28 protein-coding genes are annotated in these 26,682 nt (G+C 45.7%); 11 read left to right on the forward strand and 17 right to left on the reverse strand.

Going from position 1 to position 26,682, the window contains the following annotated elements:
• Positions 1 to 50: 50 nt before the first annotated feature.
• The 3 genes from AC3A14_RS15845 to rpsF all read right to left on the reverse strand — a co-directional run bounded on the left by AC3A14_RS15845 (position 51) and on the right by rpsF (position 3,006).
• Entirely contained in the window at positions 51 to 1,766 is a 1,716-nt protein-coding gene (locus AC3A14_RS15845) for an ABC-ATPase domain-containing protein (protein WP_318733046.1), read from the reverse strand.
• Between the two features lie 68 nt (positions 1,767 to 1,834).
• Positions 1,835 to 2,512 (reverse strand): Uma2 family endonuclease, encoded by a 678-nt coding sequence (locus AC3A14_RS15850; RefSeq protein ID WP_318733047.1) that lies wholly within the window; start codon positions 2,510 to 2,512, stop codon positions 1,835 to 1,837.
• A gap of 155 nt (positions 2,513 to 2,667) precedes the next feature.
• On the reverse strand, positions 2,668 to 3,006 hold the full coding sequence (gene rpsF, locus AC3A14_RS15855) for a 30S ribosomal protein S6 (RefSeq protein WP_318730092.1): 339 nt from the start codon (positions 3,004 to 3,006) through the stop codon (positions 2,668 to 2,670).
• A 222-nt stretch (positions 3,007 to 3,228) separates the two neighbouring features.
• On the opposite strand from rpsF, the gene AC3A14_RS15860 reads away from it, so the two are divergent.
• Positions 3,229 to 4,017 carry a fumarylacetoacetate hydrolase family protein gene (locus AC3A14_RS15860; RefSeq protein WP_318733048.1) on the forward strand — a complete coding sequence of 263 codons (789 nt, stop codon included), beginning with the start codon at positions 3,229 to 3,231 and terminating at the stop codon, positions 4,015 to 4,017.
• Here AC3A14_RS15860 and AC3A14_RS15865 read toward each other — a convergent pair.
• Positions 4,014 to 4,493 carry a Tic20 family protein gene (locus AC3A14_RS15865; protein WP_318733049.1) on the reverse strand — a complete coding sequence of 160 codons (480 nt, stop codon included), beginning with the start codon at positions 4,491 to 4,493 and terminating at the stop codon, positions 4,014 to 4,016. The genes AC3A14_RS15860 and AC3A14_RS15865 overlap by 4 nt on opposite strands.
• Before the next feature lie 111 nt (positions 4,494 to 4,604).
• Between AC3A14_RS15865 and AC3A14_RS15870 the strand changes: the two genes are divergently transcribed.
• Positions 4,605 to 5,522 (forward strand): histone deacetylase family protein, encoded by a 918-nt coding sequence (locus AC3A14_RS15870; RefSeq protein ID WP_413039100.1) that lies wholly within the window; start codon positions 4,605 to 4,607, stop codon positions 5,520 to 5,522.
• Here AC3A14_RS15870 and AC3A14_RS15875 read toward each other — a convergent pair.
• Entirely contained in the window at positions 5,519 to 5,773 is a 255-nt protein-coding gene (locus tag AC3A14_RS15875; protein ID WP_271935950.1) for a hypothetical protein, read from the reverse strand. The two genes, AC3A14_RS15870 and AC3A14_RS15875, sit on opposite strands and share 4 nt — an antisense overlap.
• Positions 5,774 to 5,897: 124 nt before the next feature.
• Between AC3A14_RS15875 and AC3A14_RS15880 the strand changes: the two genes are divergently transcribed.
• Positions 5,898 to 6,467 (forward strand): DUF2854 domain-containing protein, encoded by a 570-nt coding sequence (locus AC3A14_RS15880; protein ID WP_318699943.1) that lies wholly within the window; start codon positions 5,898 to 5,900, stop codon positions 6,465 to 6,467.
• 24 nt (positions 6,468 to 6,491) lie between these two features.
• Here the strand turns inward: AC3A14_RS15880 and AC3A14_RS15885 are convergent, their stop codons facing one another.
• A complete protein-coding gene (locus tag AC3A14_RS15885; RefSeq protein ID WP_318733051.1) occupies positions 6,492 to 6,752 on the reverse strand; it encodes a CRR7 family NDH-1 assembly protein in 261 nt (86 codons plus the stop codon).
• Between the two features lie 344 nt (positions 6,753 to 7,096).
• Between AC3A14_RS15885 and sir the strand changes: the two genes are divergently transcribed.
• The 3 genes from sir to AC3A14_RS15900 all read left to right on the forward strand — a co-directional run bounded on the left by sir (position 7,097) and on the right by AC3A14_RS15900 (position 11,003).
• A complete protein-coding gene (sir, locus tag AC3A14_RS15890) occupies positions 7,097 to 9,037 on the forward strand; it encodes a sulfite reductase, ferredoxin dependent (protein WP_318733052.1) in 1,941 nt (646 codons plus the stop codon).
• Positions 9,038 to 9,228: 191 nt separating this feature from the next.
• Positions 9,229 to 10,218 (forward strand): ABC transporter ATP-binding protein, encoded by a 990-nt coding sequence (locus AC3A14_RS15895; RefSeq protein ID WP_318733053.1) that lies wholly within the window; start codon positions 9,229 to 9,231, stop codon positions 10,216 to 10,218.
• On the forward strand, positions 10,215 to 11,003 hold the full coding sequence (locus AC3A14_RS15900; protein ID WP_318733054.1) for an ABC transporter permease: 789 nt from the start codon (positions 10,215 to 10,217) through the stop codon (positions 11,001 to 11,003). The genes AC3A14_RS15895 and AC3A14_RS15900 overlap by 4 nt, the downstream gene beginning before the upstream one ends.
• A 226-nt stretch (positions 11,004 to 11,229) precedes the next feature.
• Here the strand turns inward: AC3A14_RS15900 and AC3A14_RS15905 are convergent, their stop codons facing one another.
• From AC3A14_RS15905 to AC3A14_RS15915, 3 genes are all read right to left on the reverse strand, one after another.
• Positions 11,230 to 11,784 (reverse strand): hypothetical protein, encoded by a 555-nt coding sequence (locus AC3A14_RS15905; RefSeq protein WP_318733055.1) that lies wholly within the window; start codon positions 11,782 to 11,784, stop codon positions 11,230 to 11,232.
• 14 nt (positions 11,785 to 11,798) lie between these two features.
• A complete protein-coding gene (locus AC3A14_RS15910; protein ID WP_318733056.1) occupies positions 11,799 to 14,549 on the reverse strand; it encodes a valine--tRNA ligase in 2,751 nt (916 codons plus the stop codon).
• 163 nt (positions 14,550 to 14,712) lie between these two features.
• Entirely contained in the window at positions 14,713 to 15,717 is a 1,005-nt protein-coding gene (locus tag AC3A14_RS15915) for a phosphoribulokinase (protein ID WP_318699935.1), read from the reverse strand.
• A gap of 615 nt (positions 15,718 to 16,332) precedes the next feature.
• On the opposite strand from AC3A14_RS15915, the gene cpcD/petH reads away from it, so the two are divergent.
• Positions 16,333 to 17,502, forward strand: coding sequence for a bifunctional rod-capping linker CpcD/ferredoxin--NADP reductase PetH (gene cpcD/petH / locus AC3A14_RS15920; protein ID WP_318733057.1), 1,170 nt, complete (start codon positions 16,333 to 16,335; stop codon positions 17,500 to 17,502).
• 113 nt (positions 17,503 to 17,615) lie between these two features.
• Here the strand turns inward: cpcD/petH and AC3A14_RS15925 are convergent, their stop codons facing one another.
• The 3 genes from AC3A14_RS15925 to AC3A14_RS15935 all read right to left on the reverse strand — a co-directional run bounded on the left by AC3A14_RS15925 (position 17,616) and on the right by AC3A14_RS15935 (position 19,299).
• Positions 17,616 to 18,080, reverse strand: a complete 465-nt coding sequence (locus AC3A14_RS15925) for a gas vesicle protein K (RefSeq protein WP_318699932.1) — start codon at positions 18,078 to 18,080, stop codon at positions 17,616 to 17,618.
• A gap of 24 nt (positions 18,081 to 18,104) precedes the next feature.
• On the reverse strand, positions 18,105 to 18,251 hold the full coding sequence (locus tag AC3A14_RS15930) for a hypothetical protein (protein WP_318733058.1): 147 nt from the start codon (positions 18,249 to 18,251) through the stop codon (positions 18,105 to 18,107).
• A 61-nt stretch (positions 18,252 to 18,312) separates the two neighbouring features.
• Complete coding sequence (locus AC3A14_RS15935) at positions 18,313 to 19,299, reverse strand: DNA-methyltransferase (protein ID WP_318733059.1); 987 nt, start codon at positions 19,297 to 19,299, stop codon at positions 18,313 to 18,315.
• Positions 19,300 to 19,505: 206 nt separating this feature from the next.
• Here AC3A14_RS15935 and AC3A14_RS15940 point away from each other — a divergent pair, with 206 nt between their 5' ends.
• Entirely contained in the window at positions 19,506 to 20,069 is a 564-nt protein-coding gene (locus AC3A14_RS15940; protein WP_318733060.1) for a retropepsin-like aspartic protease family protein, read from the forward strand.
• A 76-nt stretch (positions 20,070 to 20,145) separates the two neighbouring features.
• On the opposite strand, the gene AC3A14_RS15945 is transcribed toward AC3A14_RS15940, so the two are convergent.
• The gene (locus AC3A14_RS15945) at positions 20,146 to 20,649 is read right to left on the reverse strand and encodes a hypothetical protein (protein WP_318699928.1); all 504 of its coding nucleotides are present in this window, start codon (positions 20,647 to 20,649) and stop codon (positions 20,146 to 20,148) included.
• 47 nt (positions 20,650 to 20,696) lie between these two features.
• Positions 20,697 to 20,945: a hypothetical protein gene (locus tag AC3A14_RS15950; protein ID WP_318733061.1), complete on the reverse strand. Its 249-nt coding sequence runs from the start codon at positions 20,943 to 20,945 to the stop codon at positions 20,697 to 20,699.
• Positions 20,946 to 21,102: 157 nt separating this feature from the next.
• On the opposite strand from AC3A14_RS15950, the gene AC3A14_RS15955 reads away from it, so the two are divergent.
• Both AC3A14_RS15955 and AC3A14_RS15960 read left to right on the forward strand, forming a co-directional pair.
• A complete protein-coding gene (locus tag AC3A14_RS15955; RefSeq protein WP_318733062.1) occupies positions 21,103 to 23,412 on the forward strand; it encodes a CHASE2 domain-containing protein in 2,310 nt (769 codons plus the stop codon).
• A 201-nt stretch (positions 23,413 to 23,613) separates the two neighbouring features.
• Positions 23,614 to 23,751, forward strand: coding sequence for a hypothetical protein (locus AC3A14_RS15960; protein WP_487779059.1), 138 nt, complete (start codon positions 23,614 to 23,616; stop codon positions 23,749 to 23,751).
• 149 nt (positions 23,752 to 23,900) lie between these two features.
• Here the strand turns inward: AC3A14_RS15960 and AC3A14_RS15965 are convergent, their stop codons facing one another.
• Genes AC3A14_RS15965 through AC3A14_RS15975 form a run of 3 tightly spaced genes read right to left on the reverse strand, consistent with a single transcriptional unit; the run spans position 23,901 to position 25,302 of the window.
• Positions 23,901 to 24,245, reverse strand: a complete 345-nt coding sequence (locus AC3A14_RS15965; RefSeq protein ID WP_318699924.1) for a hypothetical protein — start codon at positions 24,243 to 24,245, stop codon at positions 23,901 to 23,903.
• Positions 24,246 to 24,274: 29 nt separating this feature from the next.
• Entirely contained in the window at positions 24,275 to 24,862 is a 588-nt protein-coding gene (locus AC3A14_RS15970; RefSeq protein WP_318733064.1) for a Uma2 family endonuclease, read from the reverse strand.
• Positions 24,859 to 25,302: a hypothetical protein gene (locus AC3A14_RS15975; RefSeq protein ID WP_318733065.1), complete on the reverse strand. Its 444-nt coding sequence runs from the start codon at positions 25,300 to 25,302 to the stop codon at positions 24,859 to 24,861. The genes AC3A14_RS15970 and AC3A14_RS15975 overlap by 4 nt, the downstream gene beginning before the upstream one ends.
• Positions 25,303 to 25,422: 120 nt before the next feature.
• Between AC3A14_RS15975 and AC3A14_RS15980 the strand changes: the two genes are divergently transcribed.
• Positions 25,423 to 26,448 (forward strand): ABC transporter permease, encoded by a 1,026-nt coding sequence (locus AC3A14_RS15980; RefSeq protein ID WP_318733066.1) that lies wholly within the window; start codon positions 25,423 to 25,425, stop codon positions 26,446 to 26,448.
• Positions 26,449 to 26,682: the final 234 nt, after the last annotated feature.

Here is a 26,682-nt window from a genome sequence, read left to right on the forward strand (position 1 = left end):
CCTAAATTGTGAGGTTTAGGAATCCCCGTGTCTTTAGACCGGGGAGGATGTCAATGATGAATGGTTTTCACGGATAAAGAGCGCAGTCGATTGAAGGCTGCTGCTAACTCAAAGGGGCGAAACTCGACTAAGTTTCCTTCGCGAAACCGGGTTAGCGCGTCTAAACCTCCGTCTTGAATATCGGCGAAAATGGCTTCTAGGGTTTCTGCAAGGGTGTATTGGCCATTGAGATAGTTTTCTTTAGCATAAACCATGGCTTCGGCGATCGCCTTTAATTGCCCCACTTCGACCAACTGTTCGACATCAGCTAAATCAATGGAGTCTGTACCAAAGACGACTTGATTGACATCCCGTACCTTGAGCTTCACGGATTTATGCCCCTGACTGGGGTCTACACTGGCTCCTATGGGGATTCTGGGGGAAATTTGACCAAAATGGTCGCCACCTTCAATTTGCCGCTCTGTGGGGTATTTTTCGGCGATCGCCTGGGCTGCTTCTGTCAAGTCTTCAGGGACAAAATGATTCATGGAAATCACCGTATCTGCCACATCAAAATAGTCCCCGCTTCCGCCAATCACCAACAGGGTAGATACGGCATAATCTCCATAGAGTTGGCGCACCTTATCAATGAGGGGGGTAATGGGTTCGGAGGTTTTGGCAATCAAGGCTTGCATTCGGCGATCGCGAATCATAAAATTGGTGGCAGCCGTATCCTCATCCACTAAAAACAGTTTTGCCCCAACTTCGAGTGCTTCCATCATGTTTGCGGCTTGGGAGGTACTACCACTAGCATTGGGAGTAGAAAAAGCTGTAGTCTCCAAATTTTGGGGTAAATCCTGAATAAAAGGGGAAATATCCACCCCTGTGATGGAACGGCCATCTTCTGCTCTAATCTTAACTGAGTGACGATCGCTGACCACAAATTCCCGGCCATCCCCCGGAATATGATTATAAATCCCCAATTCGATCGCCTTTAACAGCGTTGATTTACCATGGTATCCCCCTCCCACAATTAAGGTTACTCCTTGAGGAATTCCCATTCCCGTGAGTCTTCCTTGGTTGGGTGTTTCTAGAGTCACGCGTAGGGACTCTGGAGATTCAAAGGGAACGGCTCGATCCACTAATCCCCGTCGATCCACTCCACTGCGGCGGGGTAAAATTGCCCCATCAGCCACAAAAGCCACTAACTGATTTTGGCTTAATTGCGATCGCAAGGCTTCTGCATCTTCTACCGTTTCGATATGCGCTTGTAGTTCCTCCGCCAGTAAGTTCTCATATTTCAGGGATTGTTCCACAATTTCTGGTAAATCTTCACACAATAAAACCCCCGCTTGATACCCTAAAATACGCCGACCTTGGGCCGGTAAACCTACTGTAAAACGGGCTTCTATGCCTTGTTGTGTCAAAATTATAGAAGTGCGAGATAACACTTCTTGACCGACACGAAGCATCTGAATCAGACCACTATTTCCCGTCCCTCGGCGATCGCTAATTTGGGTACAGACTTGACAAAATTGACGCGTCAAATAGTCACATAAGGCGATCGCCCGACTGCGGTTTTGATACGTTTGTAGAGGAAAACCGGCCACTTCATAGGACATCAACACCCGCACCTGACTGGGAGCAGCAAAGGGATCGCCCTGCACTCGGTCAATGCAGAGCAGGAATTCGGGGAACTGGTAGCGACCGCGAATATCTTTATATGCTTTATAACTGCGATCGTTCAATTGGTGGAGCAGTTGACGTAAATGCAGTCGATCGGCCATAGTTCAACAATTAACAATTAATCATTAATAATGACCTCTCTCTAAAAGGGAGAGGTCTGACATAACTATTATGGACGATCGAGAGCATTGATACCAGACTGTAACACTGTTAAAACTTGCACCATATGCCCTTCAATCATTGCTCCTACATCTAACCACAAACTGGGAAAACTTCGAGAGCAAATGACCCCCGTTTCATCGGGTTCCAAGTTCACATAATCTCCATCCTCTAACCGAAACCAATCAATCCGGCGATCAAAGATCTGCCATACAATATATTCTTGGATGCCATTGCGTCGATAGGCTCGTTTTTTATTTCCCAAGTCAATTGCAGCACTGCTTGCAGCCACTTCTACCACTAATTCCGGTGGCCCTTCTAAGTATCCGTCTTTACTCAACGTCGCTTGTCCCCCACACTCTGGACGAATCAGTAATACCCCATCCGGTTGCAGTTCATTGTCCATATCCAACCGCACCGTTGGCTCAATTCCCATTTGTAGATCGGGTCTAGATATTTTATATGTCCACAACCAACCCATCAGATCGCCATGGGGTTCAGCATGGGGGGTAAACCGTAGAGGGGAAGCCATGTATACTACTCCTTCAATTAATTCCGCTTTCTTGAGTTTTGGCATGTTAAAATAGCGACGCTCAAATTCTAGGCGGGTGAGGCGATCGCCATTTGCCAGAGGTGGAATAGACGGTAAAGGAATATGGCTCTGAGATTGAGCTAATGTCGAATTCATAGAGCTTAGAGAGTGGAAGTAGCAGATCTTGATTATAACTGAGGCGTAATGAAGCGGGAGATCGCCTCAAATATCAGAAACCGGGTTTCTTGCTACTTTTTCGAGACGATCTCGGACTGTGGCACAAACCCGGTTTTTTGCTGCTTCCCTAGAGTTTAAACTTCAACCGGTTCGGGTTCTGGCTCTGACTCTTCCTGTACTTCTTGTTTAATCGTCAGATATCGAATGACTTCTTCCGATAGGCGCATCGCTCTTTCTAGCTGGGCAATCACGCGACCCTCTACGGTATAGTTCATCTGAATATAGATCCCTTCCCGTTGTCTAGCAATTTCATAAGCTAGACGGCGTTTGCCTCGGTGTTGGGTTTCTACAATCGTACCCCCCTCATCTCGAATGAGGCTTTGATACTTTTCAATCATCTGGCTCACCTGTTCGTCCGTTAAATCAGGACGCAGGATGTACATCGTTTCGTAAACAAAATTTCGTATCGTCATCGGGATCTCCTTATGGACAGGGCTGACTCAGCATTGAGGCATAAGCCGACTTGCTGGATCAGCAAGGACTGACTATTGTAGGATGTCAACGCTAAAATATTTTAGTCTTTGGCGATTGGGTTATGCCTAGCTGCCAAAGCCTACAACAGTTAAGTTAGATAGATGGGTTCTTAAAATTTAAGACCGATCTCTGATTATACACAAAAAGTAGCAGGTAAGGTAATGGCCCAACGCTATGTCCGAGTCCAAACAACCGAAGGCAAGATTTATTATGGATTACTCAAGCTTAACCGCGAGGTGCAAGTGCTTGATGCTCCGCCTTGGTTACAGGGACAACCCACTGAGTTAATCCTAGAGGTCGATTCCTATCATTTGCTGGCCCCTTGCGCTCCCTCGAAGATTGTAGCAGTGGGGAAAAATTATGCTAATCATGCAGCGGAGATGGGCACTCCAGTACCGGAGGAACCCCTGCTGTTTATGAAGCCCTCAACAACAGTTATTCCTACAGATAAACCCATTTTATATCCCCCCCAATCGGAACGAGTTGATTATGAGGGAGAATTGGCGGTAGTGATGGGGAATCGCTGTGTAGACTGTAGCCCAGAAGAGGCGGCCAACAAAATTTGGGGCTATACGATCGCCAATGATGTCACTGCCCGGGATCTGCAACGTCGGGATGGCCAATGGACAAGAGCGAAAGGGTTTGATAGCTTTTGCCCGTTAGGGCCTTGGATTGTGCGTGAAATCAATCCAGGGGCAAGATTACAAACCTTTCTTAATGACGATCGAGAACCTTGCCAATCCGCTTTAATTAGTGATATGGTCTTTACTCCAGAGATTTTGGTCTCTCATATTTCCCAAATTATGACCTTAATGCCTGGAGATGTAATTTTAACGGGGACTCCAGAAGGGATTGGCCCCATGCAAGTGGGCGATCGCGTTCGAGTTGAGTTAGAGGGGATTGGTTCTCTAGATAATCCAGTGATCGCCCGCTTCGGAGCAACTCCCTAACGGACTTGAGTATAGGCCGCTTCTGAAATCGTAGGGATTTCGGCGTAACGCCCCATAATAGATTGGGCGATCGCATAACCTACAGCGGCTAATACCCCCAAAAAGATGGCATTGTTGAGCGTCTCAATGATTAATCCTCCCCGAAACACCGGTTGGAGGATATAACTCATGACCAGAGAACATAAAAACAAGACAATATCCATTAAAATCGCTTGCATGGTATTGAAGCGGATAAAGTGGTTAATATTTGGATTGCGAACCACCGCCATAAACAAGACAAAGAAGATAATCAGACTGGCAAAAGGAATACTGCTGTAAATTTGCATCAACGGCGCTAGAGGAATCAAGAGCAGTTGAAAAATGGGGAACTGCATCATCAATGAGGCTCCAAACGGCAGTCCATATAATAGTGGCAGTAGATAGGGTAAACAGGCAAAAATGCGATCGGCTACGGTGGTCGTTCCACGCCAGGTCATGGTTGAGTTCTCCTTAAGCATGAGGCAACATCATCCAATCCACCATAGCGCAAGTTCCCGATCAAAAACTTAATCCTAGCTCATATCAATTAACAATTAATTCCATTGACTATATCTGTTCCCATTGTTTATCACCCCGATTATGTTGCGCCTTTACCCCTAGGTCATCGGTTTCCCATGGCCAAATTTAAGCTACTCTATGAACTCCTCTTGAGCGATCGCATCATCACCCCTTCCCAAGTCCATACTCCCGAACTGCCCCCTGTTGAATGGCTGCAACTCGTCCATACCCCCGACTATATCCAAGCTTACTGCCAAGGAACCCTAGACCCCAAAGCCATGCGACGCATCGGTTTACCCTGGAGTCCGGCCCTAGCGCAGCGCACTTGTCGGGCTGTTGGTGGTTTTATTCTCACCAGTCAACTGGCTTTAAAACATGGACTCGCCTGTAATACCGCTGGTGGAACCCATCATGCTTTTCCCAACCGGGGTACAGGTTTTTGTATTTTCAACGATTTGGCGATCGCCGCCCGCGTCCTGCAAACCCTAAAATTAGCCCAGAAAATCCTCATCGTAGACCTAGACGTACACCAAGGAGACGGAACCGCCTGGATATTCCGAGATGACCCCAGTGTATTTACCTTCTCCATGCACTGTGACATCAATTTTCCCAGCCACAAACCTCCCAGCGACCTCGACATCCCCCTTCCCGTCGGTATGGAAGACCAAGCCTACTTACAAACCCTCGCCACCTATCTCCCCGACCTCCTCAGCCAAGTCAAACCCGATCTCGTCCTCTACGATGCAGGAGTTGACCCTCATATCCATGATGCCCTCGGAAAACTCTCCCTCACCGACACCGGACTATTCCGGCGAGACATGCAAGTTCTCAGCACCTGTCTAGCCGCAGGATATCCCATCGCTTGTGTCATTGGCGGAGGATACGCTAAAGATATGTCCGCCTTAGTCTATCGCCATTCCCTCTTACACCGCGCTGCCAGAGATGTCTATTATCACTATCGGCTCTAGCCCAAAAATGGATGGCTCTTACTATCCGCCTGTTTATTTCTAGCCGCCTCACTCATAAACCGCTTCAGAGCTTTTTCCCGATTTTTCATAAACGCCGTCCAAAATCCAGGTTGGAACTCATCCATAGTTTTAGCCAGCGCCCACACATCCACCGCTAAAATATTGTAGAGCGTTTCATCTTCGCGCTTGAGGGAGTTGATTTGATCGAGTAACTGACGAGTTTTGGACGAAGGAAAGTCCTTATTGACCATTAGAAAATCTCCCTAAAACGTTGCGATACTCTTTCAATGATAATGGTTGTAGATCTTCTCTGGTGCTTGGTCGTCGCTCTCTAGAAACGGTAAAGTAGTCATTGATTCATTAAATAAGACGATTATGTTACGCAAAATTTCCTTGGGCACTGTGGGTTTATATGTAGGAGGTCTCTTAACGATAGGAGGCTTCGTCGCCTATTTTACTAATCATCCGACCCTCAACTTAGCCGGATTTTTTTATGGTATTCCCCTCTTATTAGGAGGACTTGCCTTAAAAGCCTCAGAATTGAAGCCAGTCCCCGTTACTCAAGAAACTTCTGCTGAGGTATTAGCCCTACGGGATCGACAAGGAACCTCCACCCAACTCCAGGTATGGAAAGATGTGACTCGGTATCGATATGGCCAAGAAGCCCATCTGGATGAGTCTCTCAAAAGTTTAGGCTTAAGTCCCACAGATGAGGAACGCCCCCTACTCATTGGCATTCGAGAAGTAGCCGTTGATAGCTCTTATGCTTTGGTTTTAGAGTTTGAGTCTCCCTTTGTCTCTTTAGACGCTTGGCAAGAGAAACGAGAAAAAATAGAATACTTTTTTGGCCCCGGCTTGCGGGTTGAAGTTGCCCCTCAAGAGGGAGAAGAAGATTGTTTTGATATCTTCTTAATTGCTGTGGGTGAACCTGCTCGCGTCAGCTAACCCTCTCTAGTGGATGGTTTCAATTTAGGATTTTTCTAAGCGGACTATATACCACTGTAAGAAGGCTCCTGGGCCAAGATCGAGTTCACAGGAGGTTTCCATCAGAGACTTGGCCTGGTCTTCTAGAGTGGTGAATTTTTGTAAATCTCTGGGTAATTCCTCTTGGAGTTGGCTCAAACAGGCTTTAAGCTTATGAAGTAATTCGGCTTCTGTCAGGAATTGCTCCGGTTGATTAGACTCTAAAACCACAAACCCATCGGACTGATACATGAGAGAATCAGGCATTTTAGTTCCTCTATTTAAGTTATTCATTTAAAGTACAGCACTTGATGCTGCCCTGAGTCCTTACCCCCTCAATCTGGCTCTCAGCAGCAGTCTCAGGCACAAACTTGGACAGGGGAACTTTAGCATCCCCATTATCAAGGCGAGTTTAAGAAAAAATTAGCTTAACTGAATTTGAGGCCCCACTTCCGATACAATGGTAAGAAACCCCAATTATCTAACTCGATGTTGGGTCATTCCTCCTCAGGTTGGGGGTATTTTGAGAGAATGACGCTGTTCGGTTCATTTTCCGATCGCCGTGGAGTTAGAACCTTTAGTATTGTAGCAAAAATTGACTCGTTTGTTCTATGGTTTTATCCCTAAATCCTCCTACTGCAACATCTAAGCCATCTAAGATAGAAGTTCTGAAAGAAAATAGTGATTTTCTCAGAGAACCGGTTGCTTCAGAATTATTGGAAGATACGACCCATTTTTCGGCCGATGCGATTCAAATTCTGAAGTTTCATGGTTCTTATCAACAGCTCGATCGCGAAAATCGAAAAATAAATGGAGAGAAAAGTTATCAGATGATGCTCCGTACGCGCAGTCCGGGTGGCTTCATTCCTCCAGAACTGTATTTGGCGCTAGATCAGTTATCAGAAACCTACGGAAATCATACCCTGAGAGCAACGACTCGGCAAGGGTTTCAAATTCATGGAATTCTGAAGAAAAATTTGAAAGCGACCATTTCCACCATCGTCAAAAATATGGGGTCTACCCTAGGGGCTTGTGGGGATTTAAATCGGAATGTGATGGCTCCGGCGGCACCTTATAAAACGAAGCCAGAGTATCAATATGCTTGGGAATATGCGAATAAGATTGCAGATTTACTCAGGCCACAAACAGGAGCCTATTATGAGATTTGGCTCGATGGCGAAAAGGCGATTAGCGCAGAAGAAGCGCCGGAAGTTAAGACCGCGCGCAATAAGAAGGTTAATGGCACGAATTTTAGGGATCTCGAAGAGCCGATTTATGGTACGCATTATATGCCCCGTAAATTTAAGATTTGTTTGGCTGTGCCGGGGGATAATTCGGTCGATATCTTAACCCAAGATATTGGTTTGGTGGTAATCACGAATGCACAGGGAGAGTTAGAAGGGTTTAATGTGTATGCAGGGGGTGGGTTAGGTCGCACTCATAATAAGGAGGAAACCTTTGCACGAGCTGCCGATCGCATTGGCTATGTGGAGAAGGAAGATGTGTACGATCTGGTGAAAGCGGTTGTTGCTACTCAGCGAGATTATGGCGATCGCCACCAGCGCCGTCATGCCAGAATGAAGTATCTGCTCCATGATTGGGGTGTGGAAAAATTCCGCGCTCAGGTTGAAGAGTATTTCGGTAAACCTCTAGCTCCCTTTAAACCTCTCCCCCCATTTGAATATCAAGATTATTTAGGTTGGCAAGATCAGGGAGATGGTAAACAGTTCTTGGGCTTGTCCATTGAAAATGGTCGGGTCAAAGATGAAGGTAAGTTTCAGCTCAAGAGTGCCTTGCGGGAAATTATTACCCAGTTCCACTTACCCATGCGCCTTACGCCCAATCATAATCTGATTATCTATGAAATCGATCCTCAAGATCGAGCGGCGATTACCTCCATCTTCAAAAAACACGGAGTCGAAACCGATCCCAAACGCCTCGATTCCTTAGTACGCTATTCCATGGCTTGTCCAGCCTTTCCCTTATGCGGCCTAGCCATTACTGAATCAGAACGCGCCCTACCCGGAATTCTTGCCCGCATCCGCACCTTACTCAAGAACGTTGGATTACCCAAAGAATACTTTGTCGTCCGCATGACCGGATGTCCCAACGGCTGCGCTAGGCCCTATATGGCCGAGTTAGGATTAGTCGGTCAAATGCCCGGAGCATACCAAATCTGGCTAGGAGCAGACCCCAATCAAAACCGGCTTTCTCAACCCTTCTTAGATAAAGTCAAGGATGAAGACATTGAGTCCACCCTAGAGCCATTATTCGTCTATTTCAAGCAAAGTCGCCTCAATAACGGCAAAGTCGAGAGTTTTGGAGATTTTTGTCATCGAGTTGGTTTTGACTCGCTCAGGGCGTTTTCTGAACGTTATACCCCAGGATCGGGGTTAGTTGCTTTGGGTAAAGACTCGGGTAAAGCTCGATACCGGATTGGGGTGCGGGATACGGTTTATCAGGAGTTTAAGGATTTAGCTGTCCAGGAAGGCAAGTCCATGACTCAATTGGCGACTGAGGTGTTAGAAGCCTATATGGCCGAAAAAGTTTAAACCAAGTTAATTGAGAATAGAAGAAACCGGGTTTTTGCTAAAAACCCGGTTTCTATTTGGTTACGGCGTTGTTTGAACTTAAAGATTATCTGGATTCAGTAATTAATAATTAATAATGACCTCTCATACAAGGTGAGCGAGCCAAAAATTCAGCTACCATAAGTAATGTTAACTTTTACCAGGCAAAGGAGATGGGTAATCCTCTAATTGGAGTGTATCACCTGAGTAAAACCTATCCCGTCGCGATGAAGGAGCCGGGATTTCAGGGCACATTACGGCACTTCTGGAAACGGCAGTACCGCCAAGTTGAAGCAGTTAAAAATATTTCCTTTGAGATTGAAGCGGGTGAAGTAGTAGGATTTTTAGGGGCGAATGGAGCAGGAAAAACTACAACATTAAAGATGTTGACGGGTTTGGTGCATTCCTCTGGGGGCCAGGTGACGGTAGGAGGATATGTGCCCTTTAAGCGTGAGAGGGATTTTTTACGCAATATTACGTTGGTCATGGGTCAAAAACAACAATTATTGTGGGATTTGCCGGCCATGGATTCCCTGCGAATTAATGCCGCAGTCTATGAGTTATCAACTTCAGAGTTTCGATCGCGTTTAGGGGAACTGACGGAAATGCTCTCATTACAGGATAAACTAACGCAACCCGTGCGTAAGTTGTCCCTAGGGGAGCGGATGAAGGCGGAACTTTTGGCGGCATTGCTGCACCGGCCGCAAGTGTTATTTTTAGATGAGCCAACTTTGGGATTAGATGTGAATGCTCAGGAGAATGTGCGGGAATTTCTGCGGGAATATAATCAGCGGTATGGGGCGACGATTTTGTTAACGAGTCATTATATGGCTGATATTACTGCATTATGCGATCGCGTCCTCTTAATCCACAAAGGAGAATTAGTCTATGATGGTTCCTTGCAAAGGCTGCTCGATCGCTTTGCGCCCTATCGAGAAGTGCAAGTAGACTTAGCCCAAGAGTATTTAACCGCAGAATTGGAAACTTATGCAGAAATTGAGGCGATCGCCGGTCACCAAGTCCGCTTTTTAGTCCAACGAGAAGCCTTAACTACCACTATTTCCCATATTCTCGCTGACTTAGAGATTGTCGATCTCAAAATTACTGACCCTCCCATTGAAGAAATTATTGGTCGAGTCTTTCGCACGGGAATGACAACATGAAATTCACTCTAAAGAAAACCCAAACTTTTCTCGATACCTATTATGCCCACATGGTTGAATATCGGGCAGAACTGTTTTTATGGGCTATCTCCAACAGTTTACCCTTTATTCTTATGGGCGTTTGGATTGAAGCGGCTGATAGCGGTCAATTTGCTTTAAGTTCTATCGAATTTGGGCGCTATTTTTTAAGCGTCTTTCTCGTGCGCCAATTAGCATTGGTTTGGGTGATTTGGGAATTTGAAGAGGAAGTTGTGCAAGGTAAACTTTCACCCCGATTATTACAACCCATTGATCCGGTTGCCCATTACCTCACTCGCCATATTGCAGAACGGCTGGCGAGAATTCCCTTTACCATGGGCTTAGTGGTTTTATTTTTTGTCCTATATCCCCAAGCTTTTTGGATACCCAGTTGGCAGGAAATCGCCTTTTTTCTAGTCATTACTCAAATTGTCTTTGCGGTCCGATTTGCACTTCAATATACCTTTGCTATTTTTGCCTTTTGGACAGAACGGGCTGGCGCTCTAGAGCAATTTTGGACGTTATTGTACGTTTTTTTATCTGGAATAATTGCCCCTTTACAAGTGTTTCCTCCTGTCGTCCAAGAAATCCTCTGGTGGACTCCCTTCCCCTATCTGATTAATTTTCCTGCCTCTGTTCTCATCGGTTTACCCGTCAATTGGGGTCGTGCCCTTTGTACCTTAATTGGATGGGGACTGATTTTTTATGCCGCTAACCGTTGGTTATGGCGCAAAGGATTAAAGCATTATTCTGGAATGGGCGCTTGAATCATTGTTCAGCAATTTCTCAGATAGCTGAAAATTTAGATCCTATGGATGAAGAAAAAGAAGAGTAATCATCGTAGTGCCGTGACACGACTAAAATGAGGCAATAGGGTTTGTCAATTGGATGGGGACTGATTTTCTATGCCACTAACCGTTGGTTATGGCGCAAAGGATTAAAGCATTATTCGGGCATGGGAGCGTAGCAATTAATCATTAATTGCTGAAGGGACTAGAGATCGCATCCTTCTCCCTCTTGGAAGTGTTGGAGCTTGGCTTCGAGGTCTTGCTTTTCCTCTTGAAGCTGCTTAAGCTGGGTTTCCAGGTATTGCTTTTCCTCTTCTAATTGGTTTTTTTCCTTATTCAGTTTTTCTTCAACAATTTGTAATTGGGCATGTCGTGCTTCGACTTCCAGTTTTCCCCGGGCGACTTCCTGACTTTGCAGGGTCAGATCTTGCCGCCATTGTTCAGCCCTCTCCATTTCCCCGTGCAAAAACTCTGGCGTAATTCCTGCACTCAAATACTGTTCAACTAACTTGAGTACCCAATCCTTAGCTTCAGCAATACTAAGGATTTCGCGGCTTTCAGTCACTTCAAGTAGTACAAGCTGGTTCTGAGTCCAACTATCGCTCTCGCTACAAGGAATAAGGTCTTCCTCAGCGGCCAGTTTCCAGGTGGTTTCGGACTCCTGAGCTGCTAAAACCTGTAAACCTACTTTGCCTAACAATTGCTCTTTTTGTACCTGGGCTAGATATAACATGGCCGTTGATTGTTCAGTGTAAGTCATGGACGAGATCGCCCTTAATTTGAGAGAGACTTGAGACGATCGCGCAGGATTTGAGCCTGGATCTGCAATTGTTCTAACGTATCTCTAGCCCCTTGAACGACATCTTGAGGCGCTTTGTTGACAAATCCAGGATTCCCCAAACGGGCTTGGAGAACTTGGCTTTCTTTCTCAATCTTACCCAAATCTTTCTCAACTTTAGCGCGTAGCGCTCCAATATCGACAACTCCAGCGAGGGGAATTAAAACTTGTACCGTTCCAGTCACTCCCACAATGGTTTGCTTCATTGGCTCGTCTAAGGTAGCGCACACTTTGGGGGCTTCGGTTTTGGCGATCGTCTGGATCAGGGATGAGCCTTGGGTTAAGATCTCTCGCTCGGTTGGGTTTTGCGTTTGCAGAATAACGGGAATTTGGACACCCGGCTTAATTTCGGCGATCGCCCGTAGGTTCCGAATCGTGCGAATGGTGTCAATCAGTTGGGCAAATTGGGCTTCTAAATCAGCGTCGATCAGCGCTTCATCTGCTTCTGGATACCTTTGTCGGGCTAAGGATGTGCCCTCACTTTGGGTTAGGGTTTGCCAAATTTCTTCGGTGATGTGGGGCATAAAGGGATGCAGAAGCTTTAAGATCCCATCTAGGACTAGGGCTAAGACTTGTTGCGCGACTAACCGGGATGCAGCAGAAGCGGCATCTCCCTCCTTGTCCTTTTGCCATAATCGAGTTTTGACCAGTTCGATATACCAGTCGCAAAAGTCGTTCCAAATCAGTTCATAGATGCCTTTGGCCGCTTCTCCTAAGCCATACTGGTTGAGATCGTTGCGAGTTTGGGCAGCGACTTGATAATAGCGCGACAGTATCCAGCGATCGCTCTCTTCTAAATCCTCAACGGCTGCCACTCCCAAATCCGCAGGAGTTTTGCCCTCCAAATTCATCATCACAAACCGGGCGGCATTCCACAGCTTATTGGCAAAGTTGCGAGACGCTTGCACGGATGCTGACTCATCAGTTTTGCGATCGTATTCTAAGCGAATATCTTGCCCTGCACCCGCCACTTCCCGAATCAAGGTATAGCGCAGGGCATCTGTTCCATATTTTTCGATGAGCACTAAGGGATCGATACCATTTCCGGCTGTTTTTGACATTTTCTTGCCATTTTCGTCCAGGACCAAACCATGGATATAAACGGTTTGGAAGGGCATTTTTCCGGTGAAATGACCTGCTATCATCGTCATCCGCGCCACCCAGAAGAAAATAATGTCAAAGCCGGTTACTAAAGTCGTAGTGGGATAATAGCGCTTGAAATCGGCAGTTTCCTCCGGCCATCCCATGGTAGAAAAGGGCCAGAGTCCAGAGGAAAACCAGGTATCGAGAACATCGGGATCTTGAACCAGTTGCACGCTTTCCCCATATTCCGTTTTGGCTTGAGCTAAGGCTTCCGCTTCATTCGCCGCTACGATAAAGGGAGTTGCATCGGTAATTTCTCCCTCGGTTTCGCTCACCACATACCAAGCGGGAATTTGATGACCCCACCACAATTGTCGAGAAATACACCAATCCTTTAATTTGACTAACCAATCTCGATACACTTTTTCCCAGCGTTGAGGCACAAATACTGGCTCATTCTGGTTATCCAGGCATTCTAGGGCGCGATCGGCTAAGGGACGAATTTTGACAAACCATTGGGTAGAAATTAGGGGTTCAACAGGAACTTTACCGCGATCGCTATACGGCACACTAGTCTTATAGTCTTCCACCTTCACCAAATATCCTTCTTCCTCCAGGCGCTTCACCACCGCCTTGCGCGCCTCAAACCGGTCTAACCCCGCAAACTCTCCAGCATTCTCATTCAAACTGCCATTCTTGTGCATGATATTAATCGTCGGCAGACCGTGACGTTGCCCCATTTCAAAATCATTGAGGTCATGGGCAGGCGTTATTTTTACACAACCCGTACCAAACTCCGCATCCACATATTCATCCCCAATAATGGGAATCTCCCGACCCATTATTGGCAACTGCACCGTTTTACCAATCAAATCTTTATACCGCTCATCCTGGGGATTTACCGCAACTGCCGTATCCCCCAACATCGTTTCCGGACGAGTCGTTGCCACTTCCACAAACCCCTCACCCTCCGTTAACGGATATCGAAAATACCATAAGTGAGCGTCAACTTCCTTCTTCTCAACCTCCACATCAGACACCGCAGACTCAGAAGCGGGACACCAATTCACCATATAGTTGCCCCGATAAATCAAACCTTCCTCATAAAGCTGCTTAAAAGCTCTAATCACCGCCTTCGATAGCCCCTCATCCATCGTAAACCGCTCCCGAGACCAATCCACGGAAACACCCAAGCGGCGCAGTTGATTAACAATGGTGCCTCCTGACTCCTCTTTCCATTGCCACGCTTTTTCTAGAAACGCCTCCCGACCAATATCGTAGCGACTTTTACCCTCACTTCTGAGTTGCTTTTCTAAAATCGTCTGTACCGCAATACTGGCATGATCCGTTCCCGGCAACCACAATGCATTCTCTCCCAGCATCCGATGATAGCGAACCAATGTATCAATCAAGGCACTTTCAAAGGCATGACCCATATGTAGGCTACCCGTTACATTCGGAGGTGGAATCACCACACAGAACGGATCTCCACCCTCATTTGGATCGGCCTTAAATGTTTCGTTCTCTTCCCAATACCGTTGCCATTTGGCTTCAGCACTCAAGGGATCGTATTGAGTTGGGTTACTAGAAGAAGGTGCGTTCATGAGTTGCAGAATCGATTGAAAATTAGGGAACGGTAAAACAATCTACCGTTTTTGAATTGGAATTGCGAGAGCCAGACCAAAAGACTCTCGCAGCCCCTTTCTGGCTCTAGTTTACAGGAGAACCAACCCTCAAGGTTTTGTCCAAAAGTGGTGACATTTCTGCCTAAACACTTGCTGGGACTTTGACCGGTGCTTGGGTTAACTGCTCGTAAATGGCTCGCATTTTCAATCCAGTTAGCACTTGGAACAGTCCCGTACCATTGGTTGAACCTGGATAATCAGGATGTTGCCGCAGTAAATGAGTTAATTCCCCATATTCTTCTGTTGAGGTGTTGCTCAAATGACCTTCGATATAGATGAGTTCCTCTAAATTATCAAACTGGCCATCGACTTCCAGGATAGAAACTTCATGGCCATAGTAAGCATCTGGCCCATAATGCATTTTAATGCCGGGATAGGAGCAGGTTAATTTGCGTCCACAGGGAATCCAATCAATAGTTGAGCCTTCGTCAAACAGGTAGACGGGGTCACGACCGGCAACTCCATAGCGTTGAATCATCCGTACCCGTAAAATCTTACGGTCTTTGTCGTCTTGAATCAGTTGAGTTGGCAATACCTGAATCACCACATCTGCATGAGCTTTTTGGGGATCGATATAAGCCATAAAGTCTGGCCGACGAGCATTAATAGCAAAGAGTACATCTTCATAGCGATGGCCTCTCTCTGCCATATCTCGCTGGATTTTCCAGGCAATTTTGACTTCATCACTGATGTCAAGATAAACACTAAAATCCAGGAGTTCCCTTACCCGTTCGTCATACATTGGATGCAGTCCTTCTAGGACGACAATGGATTTGGGATGGATGGTTTCGGGGGGATCGATTTCCCCAGTAGTATGGTTGTAAATGGGTTTTTCTATGGATTCACCGTTTTTAAGCGCTTTGGCTTGCTCATACATTAAGTCAAAGTTGTTAGCTTTGGGGTTGAGCGCGGTAATCCCAGTTTCTTTACGTTGTTTACGGTCTAAAGAATGGTAATCATCCAGACAGATTACGGTTATGAGATCTTCTCCAAATAAGTCGGTTAAGCGACGTAAGAAGGTTGATTTCCCACAACCGGAGTCTCCGGCTACACCAACTAAAACCACGCGATCCGGTTTACTCGTCATAGATTTCCTCTGTCAATCAATGGGTTCACTAAAGTTAGTTTTGGTTTATCACGAATGGAGTTAAACTAGCGTTGAGGGCAACCCATTAAAACCGCCCTTCATTTAAACCCTGGAGGGCGCTTGCTTCCTAAATAGCAGCCTCACTCTCTCTGGTTGGGAACAACTCAAGCTAGAGTTCAGCTCAGGTTTCCATTTTCAATATTCTGGAGGGAATTCTACCAGAATGGGATCATCCCCACAAGGCAAGTTTAGAGATTTGAGGGTTGTCCTCAATACCTATGCTACGGTGAATGGGGTCTTTAAGAAAACCTAATCCCAATTATTCCCTCTGAAAAGGGGCGCTTTTCGATAAAATAGTAGAATTGTCCCTCGCTTGCCTTGTGTGAGAGAGTGGAGGTGAGACTCCTGATAAAGGGTTTTAGAGTATATAGGGCGATTGCCTCATTGAGTCTGGATTAGGTCTTACTCTTCAACTGTTGCTTGTAGAGTGGGATTGACTGGTGAGGATGGCTAGCTTACCGTACGTCTAGTCGCTTTGTCATCACTCTCGCCCACAGGACTTGGTAATGTTTCGGCAATTGGCCGATGTAAATGGGGAAAGGAGAAAATCAAGGAATGTATACATCGAGTTTAACGGGTACAACCAATAGCAACCGTCTGTTTCGGTTTGAAGTGGTTGGTCTTAACCCAGGTAGCACTGGAAATATGAACGGTTCAGTTCGTTACAGTGGTAGCATCTTCATTACTGTGCCTTACGGCCGTATGAATCAGGAAATGAAGCGTATTTCTCGTCTAGGGGGCAAAATTGTCAAGATTGAGCCGCTTAATGGTGAAAATGCCCCATCGAGTACACCCTCAGGATCGAGTTCACCTCCCCAAGGTAAGGTTCACAAGAAATCTGAAGATCAAAAGATTCCGATCAATATTTACCGCCCTAAAACTCCTTACGTTGGGAAATGTCTCAGTAATGAAAAATTGGTGGCTGAAGGCGGATTGGGGATGGTCCAACATTTGACGTTCGATCTGTCCCAAGGAGACCTGAAATATGTGGAAGGCCAAAGTATTGGTATTATTCCTCCCGGAGATGATGCCAATGGTAAGCCTCATAAATTACGGTTGTATTCGATCGCCTCTACTCGTCATGGGGATAATGAAGAGGATAAGACGGTTTCTCTGTGTGTCAGACAGCTTGAATATAAACAGCCGGAAACGGGAGAAACGGTTTATGGCGTTTGCTCGACTTACCTGTGTAATCTTGAAGCTGGTGCAGATGTGGCTATCACTGGACCAGTGGGTAAGGAAATGCTCTTACCAGATGATGAGGAATCCACAGTTATTATGATGGGAACCGGAACTGGAATTGCTCCTTTCCGTGCTTATCTGTGGCGCATGTTTAAGGAACAGCATGAAGATTATAAGTTCCGGGGATTCGCTTGGTTGTTCTTTGGTATTCCTTATAGTCAAAATATTCTCTATCGGGAAGAGTTGGAGAAAATGCAGCAGGAATTTCCTGATAATTTCCGCCTGACTTATGCTATTAGCCGGGAACAGAAAAATCCCGAAGGCGGTAAAATGTATATTCAAGACCGGATTAAGGAAAATGCGGATGAGCTGTGGGAATTAGTTCAAAAACCGAATACCCATATCTATATGTGCGGTCTCAAAGGTATGGAACCGGGTATTGATGAAGGGATGTCTGTAGCTGCCGGAAAGTTTGGTGTTAACTGGGATGAGTACCGGAAACAACTGAAAAAAGAACATCGTTGGCATGTGGAAACTTACTAAAACTGACTAAGTTCTGCGATCGCTAGAAAGTAGGGGAGTCCTCTAGGGGATTCCCCTATTTCTATAAGGACTGAGTGTACAATGGCGAGACATGGAGACACGCGGAAAATTCCCTATTCCTTATTCCCTATCCGATCGTCGATGGGTTTGGAGGTAAGAATTAAGCGGAGTTTGGCATGGATCAGGTTAAGTTGTGCTAGACCGAGATCCACATCACCTTGAACGACAATGCCGGTATGCAGGAGCCGGTCTAAGAGTTCTAGAATGGAGGGGCGATCGCTATTTTCACCTGGATAATACCCTTGTTTGGGCAATAGGGAGCCAATTTCCCCTAAATCAATATTTAAGTCAGCCGGATCGATGTCAAAGATTTCGCATAAGTTGATAATCTGTTCTTCTAGACGCTGTAAACTTTCAGCCGCTCGATCTAATTCCTCTTCGCTTAGGCTACCAGAATCCATGCGCCGAATGACTTGAGCTTCCATCAGTTGGCGAATGAGTTCAACAACAGTGAGCAGTAGAGGTGCAAGTCCTGCGTCAGGGGAGCGATCGGAAGAGGGAACCAGGGAAGAAGTCATGGGCGATTGAGTCGTACTGAAACCTTACTTTACTTTACGACCTTTGACCGGTTGATTCCAATACTGCTTCTGGTAGTGTAAATATTGACTATGCCACTCCTGGAAGCGGCGATCGCCATCCCGAACCAACATTTTGCGATAGTCTTCTGAAGAAATATACTTGTTAGTCATAATAGTGAGTTCAGCAACTGACTACTGTTGTAACACTTCTGAGAGTCAAGTTACACTCTTGTTAGGGTTCTATCGCACTGTTTACACGACTCCTTCCTTCTTTCTCCGTTACCTTTCTCTGGCACTTTAAAGTATTTCTATCCCAAAACACCCCATCTGTATATCCTTGAATCGATGAATCCTGCTCTGCTAATTGAAGTCGCTTTAATGCCCAACAACAATAGTCTTGATTTAATTCAATCCCCGCAAAGTTCCGTTTGAGCTTTTTTGCCACCACGGCTGAAGTCCCGCTTCCGAGAAATGGATCGAGTACCATATCATTCGGATTTGAACTCGCTAGAATCAGTTTGGCTATCAATTTTTCCGGTTTCTGTGTGGGATGATCGGTGTTTTCAGGCATTGACCAAAAGGGAATGCTAATATCTGTCCAAAGATTTGAAGGATGCGTTAATCTGAAGTGGCCATCCTCTTCTTCACTCCAGTCTTTGGGCTGACCATTTTTATGCCGATAGGGCGCAATCACTTTTCGTTTTTGCTTGACTAAATCCAGGTTAAATGTATATCGATCGGAAACCGTACAAAACCAAATATCTTCGGTGTTATTCTTCCAATTGGTTTTTGCACCTCGCCCTTTTTCCCTCTCCCAGGTAATGCGATTGCGAAGATAAAATTCTTGCTCTAGGATAGGGGCAATTAATATAGAGGTTTTCCAGTCAGAGCAGACATAGAGCGTTGCTGTCGGCTTGAGGATGGGCTTGAGAATCTTGAGGACAGAAGCAAACCAATCTTGATAGTCTCCTTGTGTTTTTTCCTTAAATGAATGACCATGATAGTTTTTGGAAAGATTATAAGGGGGGTCTAGAACTAAAAGATCGACAAAGTTTTTGGGGAGATATTCACCAGCGATAAATAGATCTTGATGAATAATTTTGTCTTTTATCCGATCGAGTTCTATCTGACGATCGAGACAGAGCAAAGACTGACTGAATAGGGATAGCTCTTGCTCCGAGCATGTAAGTGTTCGATTTCGGGGGGCACGATTTTTCACGATCAAAATCTCAACAAGATGAAGTACATGCAAGTCTCTATTCTAGGGTAGTAGATGTATGGCACTTTTCTCTGAAGTATAGCTTGAAGCGTTAGACCCTAAGTAATACCGGCTATTCCCGATTCCCTAGCGCTTCGCGCTATATGGCAGTGGACAGAAAGGAATGGGTAAACTAGAGATTAGGTCCGATCAGTCGCTAATAATTTATGAACGAACATCTATGGAGTAAGAGTTTGGGTATGACGGTTGCCCTGGGGATAGGTTTCATGGTCAGTGGAGCAGAGAGCGCGATCGCCCAAGAAGTGCAAGGCTGTTTTATGGTAACCTCTTCTGGACAAGCGATTCCCTTAAGTGGCGTGTGTGATGGGACTTCCGCTCCCCGTTCTCGTCCTGCGACTCCAGGGGTATTTCAAGCCCGGATTAAGCGCCGTTTGGGGGGAATTCCGGTGATTGAGGTGACCTTTAACGATCGCCACTCCTTTGAGATGATTGTGGATACGGGAGCGAGTGGTACTCTAATTACTCAGGAAATGGCGCAGAAACTGCAAATCGAACCAGTTGATTCTGTCACCAGTACGATCGCAGATGGTTCTAGGGTGACCTTTCCCTTGGGTTATGTGAAGTCGATTGCTGTCCATGGAGCTGTTGTCAGGGATATTCCGGTGGCGATCGCCCCTCGGATGGCGATCGGTTTACTCGGCCATGATTTCTTTGGCAACTACGACGTACAAATTAAGCAAAATGTGGTTGAATTTCGACCTCGATCTTAATCAGATGAGGGGATAGGGATCGGGAGACACGCAGATGTGGCGACACAGAGATTCCCTATTCCCGCTTCCCTAGTCCCTATTCATGTTCCATCCAACGCAAATCAAGATCGTCCTCGTGCAGATGTTGCATGGGGAACCAAGGGGTATCGATTTGTTCTAACAGCCAACCTTCCCAGTCAGAAAGGCGATATTTAAGAACCGTGGGATCGGGACGGACTTCAAGCTTCTGTTTCCATCCTTCATGAATTTCCGTATGCCAATCCACTGTTAATAGTCGGATTTTAAGCTGTTTAATCGTGGTCATGATTTCCGAAAATCCATAGGTTTCGGCGGTATTTTCTACTCCTTCTCCCTGTCCGCTGGCAGTTCCCCATTCGTTGATCAAGGCAACCAGTTGTCCGATAGAGCCAGGTTCCCGGAAAACGGCAATAAAGGTATAACGAGTGATGGAGTGGTCTTGTTTCTTGATTCTAAAGAGTTTGATTAAATGGGGGCGGTAGTCAAACAAGAGCCGGATAATAACATTAACCCCCATGGTTGAACCGGCTGCACTCGCTGGAATCACTCTAATTGCGGTCACGTTTCCCTCCTAAAATTCAGTTTAATAAGTGAGTTGTTTAAGTTGACTTAGCTATCGATTGGTCTAAAGATGAGGTTTGGGGAACCTCTGTATCCGTCTGTATCCGGTTTGTACACAAGGGTCTCTAGAGGAGCTAATCCCACCAGAGCTGAATGCAAACATGATTCTAACTTTAGCTGCACCAACTTGCAATCAATCGTTGTTGGCTCTAGAAGGCGATAAGTATACCGCATACGGACATGAACGGCGATCATCGCTGGGGCGATAATGCGACAGATCCCTGGTGCGATCGCCACTGAATTATCTTGCCTTAATTGTAAATTTTTGTAAAGTTTGCATAAAATTATGCCTCCAAATCTGAGAACCCTATAGAAGGGATCTGTGTATGCCCCTTTAATTTCCTGTAATTTAGGACAAGGAAAGGTGAGATCGGACAGTCCGGAGGTAACAGACGTGGCAAAACTGGTAGTTTTGGAACTTGAAGGCAGTTTGAGTGAGGACGGCTTTCGGGTGCGGTTACAAATGGGGGAAGAAGGAAAACGCCCCGATCTAGACATATCAGGATACTTACCGTCTGAACCCGATCTAGCGGAATTGGTACAAAGTCATTGGATAGACAAGTATCGCCCTTTAGGACTCCTCAATACAAGGGGGTTAAAGCCAAAAGCAATCAAATACGATGGAGTTATCAGTCGGCTTAAAGCCTGTGAAGAATCAGGTACTCAAGTGTGCGATCGCCTGAATCAATGGCTCTGCTCCCCTGATTTCCGGGACATTGACCTTCAGATCCGAGAGGAACTTAACTATAGCGATCCCATTCGCTTGATTGTGCGCACCACATGCAATGATTTGCAAAAGCTGCCTTGGCACAGTTGGAATCTCTTCTCCAGATACAAGAGTGCAGAAATCTCCTTCAGCGATCCTGAGTTTAGACGATCCGATCCCCTCAACTCCACTCCACCGGGAAAAGTCAGAATTTTAGCGATTTTAGGACATAGAGAAGGGATCGACACCGAAAAAGACTGCCAAATCCTCAACTCACTTCCCCACGCAGATGTCACCTTTCTTATCGAACCGAAACGATCCGAAATCAACGATCAATTATGGGAGCAACCCTGGGATATCCTCTTTTTTGCTGGACACAGCGAAACCGATGGCGAAGCTGGCAAAATTTATATCAACCCCGACCAATATTTAACCGTCGATCAAATCTGGTTTGGTCTACGAAAATCCGTCGCACAAGGCTTAAAACTTGCCATTTTCAACTCCTGTGATGGCTTAGGGTTAGCCCGCAGATTGGATGATGTACAGATTCCCCAAATGATTGTCATGCGCGACTATGTTCCCGATCAAGTCGCCCAGAAATTCCTCAAGTCATTTTTGCTTAACTTTTCCCAAGGATACTCGTTTGAAGTTGCCGTCCGACAAGCGAGAGAAAAGCTACAAGGACTAGAAGATCAAATTCCCTGCGCAACTTGGTTACCCGTTATTTGGCAGCATCCTGACTACATCTCCCCCACCTGGGATGATTTAGTCGGACAACTTCCCTCTTCTTTGTCTTGGCAAAAAGCCTTAAAAATCACCCTATGCCTCTCTATGGCAGTGACTACCGTGGTGATGGAGGTACGGTCTGCGGGCTTCTTGGAACCGATGGAACTGAGAGCATTCGATCAACTGATGCGATCGCGCCCTGTAGAACAACCCGATCCTCGTCTTCTCATCGTGGGAGTTACTGAAGAGGATATAGAATTATACGATCATCCTTTACCCGATCGCACGTTAGCAGAGATTATAGATAAGCTAGACGTTCATCAACCGGCAGCGATCGGCTTAAATATTTATCGAGATAAACCCGTTCCAGCGAACTCTGCCGATCAAACCATGAATCAGCATTTTCGACAGAATGAAAAATTGGTGAGTATATGCAAATTTGAGTACAACAACGATCCAAATACCAGTATTGATCCACCCGATCATAGTCCACAAAAGCAAGTGGGATTTGTGAATTTATGGACCGATCAACACAATCCATATGCTTCAGGGATGATCCGCCGATATACGTTGTCTCAAACCGATCATATGACCCCCCCTTTTTATCACTGTAAAACTCCTTATTCCTTGGCTTTTCAATTGGCTTGGAAATATCTGAGTTCTAAGGGTGTGGTTGTTCAAGCGAATCAACAAGAAGATTGGCAATTCGGTCAAAAAGTTTTTACGAGTCTAAAGCGGGGTCGGCCTGGATATTACCAATCTGATTTACCGAGTGAACAAATTCTAATTAATTATCGCTCAACACCCACTCGTGAAATTGCTCAACGAATTAGTGCAGACGATGTTCTGAACAACAAATTTAAACCCAGTTGGATTAAAGATAAGATTATTCTAATTGGTATGACGGCTGAAAGTGTTCGCGATCCTCAACATACACCATTAGGCCTTATGCGAGGCTTAGACATTCATGCTCATGTAGCGAGCCAAATTATTAGTTCTGTTCTGGATAATCGACCTTTATTTTGGTCACTGACCTGGTGGAAAGATGGTCTTTTTGTTTGGATTTGGTCAATGGTAGGAGCGATAACGACATTGTATTTTCAGAAATATCCTTGGCGATTAGGTTTAGGTACTGCCTTATTATGTATTTTAGTCTACTACTTATCTTTCGGGATATTTTTGCAGGGAGGTTTAATGGCTCTTATTCCGTCAATATTAGCTTTATTAACCACTGCACTGTGTACAAGATTCTATCAATATTGGCGAAAGTAGCTAGTTATTATTCAAATTAAAAAGCTGACCGATCAAATGGGTTAGACGATCTATAAATAAAAGCAGTCCCTACTTGATGATTATTTAACACAAGAACTTTTAAGTCGTTCAATTAGTATAACTTGAGCAACTGACTCTAAACAGTTTACAGCGTGTAGCGCTGTAATGGGGGTATTTATTCACCATGAACACTCTTCCACAATGGTGAAACTCCATTGCCAAAATCCGACTGGGGACTATAATTGTGCGATCGCAGGATCTTTAACCGCCAATGAAGCGGCTTGGCTTGCCCATGAAATCCAAGACTGGCTCTATTCGGGAATAGGGAATGAGGAATAGGGCATCGGAAAAACCGAGTTTCACTTTTTCGTTTTATTAAAGGATTCTTTCCCGAAGGAATTGACGCAATGCTTCTTCAGTTGTGAGAAATCTTACTGGGATGATGCTCGTCTGGATATTTAGATGTTTAGATGTGGTGGCCCTAATTGTTACCCTGGAACAGCAGGTACATCTCGGAGTAAGTCAGGTTCGTTGTGTACAAAGGTAATTTGCAATGTCCCGACTAACTCTTGCTCTTTCAGTGTTGAGTCATGAGCAGGCATAAGCTGCTTCAAGCTCTCTTTGCTCAACTGCAAACCTGTCTCCTGTAGCGTTCCAGCGAGTCTGTTCAAATTAGCGATCGGAACCTGGAAGTTGATGCAGATCAGGATATTTGAGTACAGGTGAAAGTCGATAATCCAAGCTCCAGCTTGATTAATTGCCTCACTTACACGATGGATCATCCCAATTCGTTCTGCTCTAGTAAATCCATCCAGGCATAGGAACCGTTGCATAAAGAAAACTAGCCTCCAATCTGAAACAGTTACAATATAGCCAGAATGAAATGATATAAATCTGCTTTTTCGACGATAGAAAAGGTCGGCGATCGCTCCCATTCCTGATAAACTGTTCCTTGCAGTCGGTAAATGCACCATTCTTGCCCATTGTAGCGCCAAATTTCGGGTACTCCCAGAGCCGCATACAGTTGATTTTTATCAATATCGGTGTGGGTAATATCGACTTCAACTACCAAATCTGGAGGCGGATCTTTCTGTAAATCAACCCTGCGACCGGCGACTTGCGGTTGATTTTGGATATAGTAGGCGTTATCGGGTTCTGCACCGCGATCTAAGTCTTGACGCGCTAAAGTGGTAGAGCGCATGGATTTGAGCTTCAGTCCCATGGCTGCAACTAGCACCCGAATAAAGACCCCAATTAACTCAGCGGCAAATTCATGGTCTTCTAGGGGCATAACCAATTCTAGCGTTCCGCGATCGTAAATCAGTCGTACTGCTCGACTTTCTGGTAAGCCCTGGAGAATCTGTTGATAGTTTTCCCCGGCTAGTCTATGCAGCGTCAAGCGCTGTTCTCCAAGCATTTTCTGTTGATGGGTAGCAATTCCAGAAATCATCCGCACTTGCCTCTGTAACGATGGAAATACCTCCACAACTCCTCATAATAATCATTGAACATAACATCAAGAATGTTTGATTCTAAGGGACTCAAAACAACATTGATAAGCTGGTGTGGATAGTCATTCTTCTTAGGAGACCAGAATTTGAAGGTTTTTAGAGAAAGGTGTTCGTTTAAGAAACTGCCATCTACGAAAATTCCATCAAGTCCTTGGCGGTTTGAGGGGGCTGAGTAACGTAAAATTAAATCATAGGAAGCTTGGTAGATGGTCTCTGCGTCATCACTAGACATCTCGAAGGTGCGATCCATTTGAGGTTTACCAAGTCCCTCCATGACCTGGATGAATAGCCCTGTCTCCATGCAAGACCTGAGTATAATCCAAAGGGATCTGCGGTGGAACGATGGCCGGAAATCGAGTTGCAATTGGTAATCATCCATGTCTATCTATCCTATTGGGTATGCTGCGATCGCCAATAACTCCCGTACATCTAGAAATTCTCAACTATTGAAGCCCTGATCGCACCTAAAATAGGGACTGATTGTTAAGTTGCCGATTTTATGTCCCGTTCTAAGGCTCTCCAGTATTATATTCTGACTCGTGTGCTGCTGGCTCCCCTGATGGTGTGGCTGATTGTTACCCTCGTATTTCTATTATTAAGGGCGACTCCAGGCGATCCTGTGGATGCCATTTATGGAGCAAGAGCATCCGCAGAAGCAAAGGCTCAGTTGCGGCAACAACTGGGTTTGGATTTGCCTCTGGGGTTGCAATATCTGAATTATTTGGGGAGCTTGTTACAGTTGGATTTGGGGACATCGTTAACCAGTCGCGGACAAACGGTTTGGGATATTATTGGGTTGCATTTTCCGGCGACGGTGGAGTTGGCGGTGTGCAGTATGGCTGTGGCGCTGGCGATCGGGATTACGATTGGTACATTGGCGGCTTCCCGGCCGAATACGCCTTTGGATGTGGTTGCTCGGTTATTTAGCATTATTACTTATTCCGTGCCGCCGTTTTGGGCAGGGATGATTTTGCAATTGATTTTTGCGGTGGAGTTGCAATGGTTTCCTTTGGGAACTCGCTTTTCTCTGGGGGAAGCGCCTCCCAATGGGCCGACGGGGCTTTATCTGATTGATAGTCTGTTAAGTGGGAATTTGGGACAACTTTGGGTGTCGATTCATCATTTGGCGCTGCCGTCTTTGACATTGGGGTTGTTGCTCAGTGGGATTTTTGAACGCATCGTGCGGGTAAATCTGCAACAAACCCTGAAGGCGGATTATGTGGAAGCGGCAAAGGCGCGGGGGATTCCGGAGTTAAGGATTTTGCTCTCCCATGCGCTGAAAAATGCCTTGATTCCAGTGATTACGATTTTGGGGTTGACGTTGGCGGCGCTGTTGGGGGGTGCGGTGTTGACGGAGGTGACGTTTTCTTGGCCGGGTTTGGGGAATCGGTTGTATGAGGCGATTAGCGATCGCGATTACACAACGGTTCAAGGGGTTGTTGTGTTCTTCGCTTCTATTGTTGTCATGGCTAGTATTGCGATTGACATCCTCAATGCTTATGTCGATCCCCGGATTCGCTATTAAGCTTATAAGCTCAGTTAATGTCAATCATCAGGATCGCTAAATTAAAAGTACTTTACAAAACTACATAAAGTCGCTTATATTAGAAATGTGGACGGAAACAAACTGCCACAGAACCTAGGAAAATACATAGCCATTATAAAAGCATGACCACAACTCTCCAACAAAGCTCCAACGCGAGTGCTTGGGAGCGGTTTTGTCAGTGGGTAACCTCAACCGAAAACCGCCTCTATGTAG

Source organism: Roseofilum sp. (assembly GCF_982964205.1).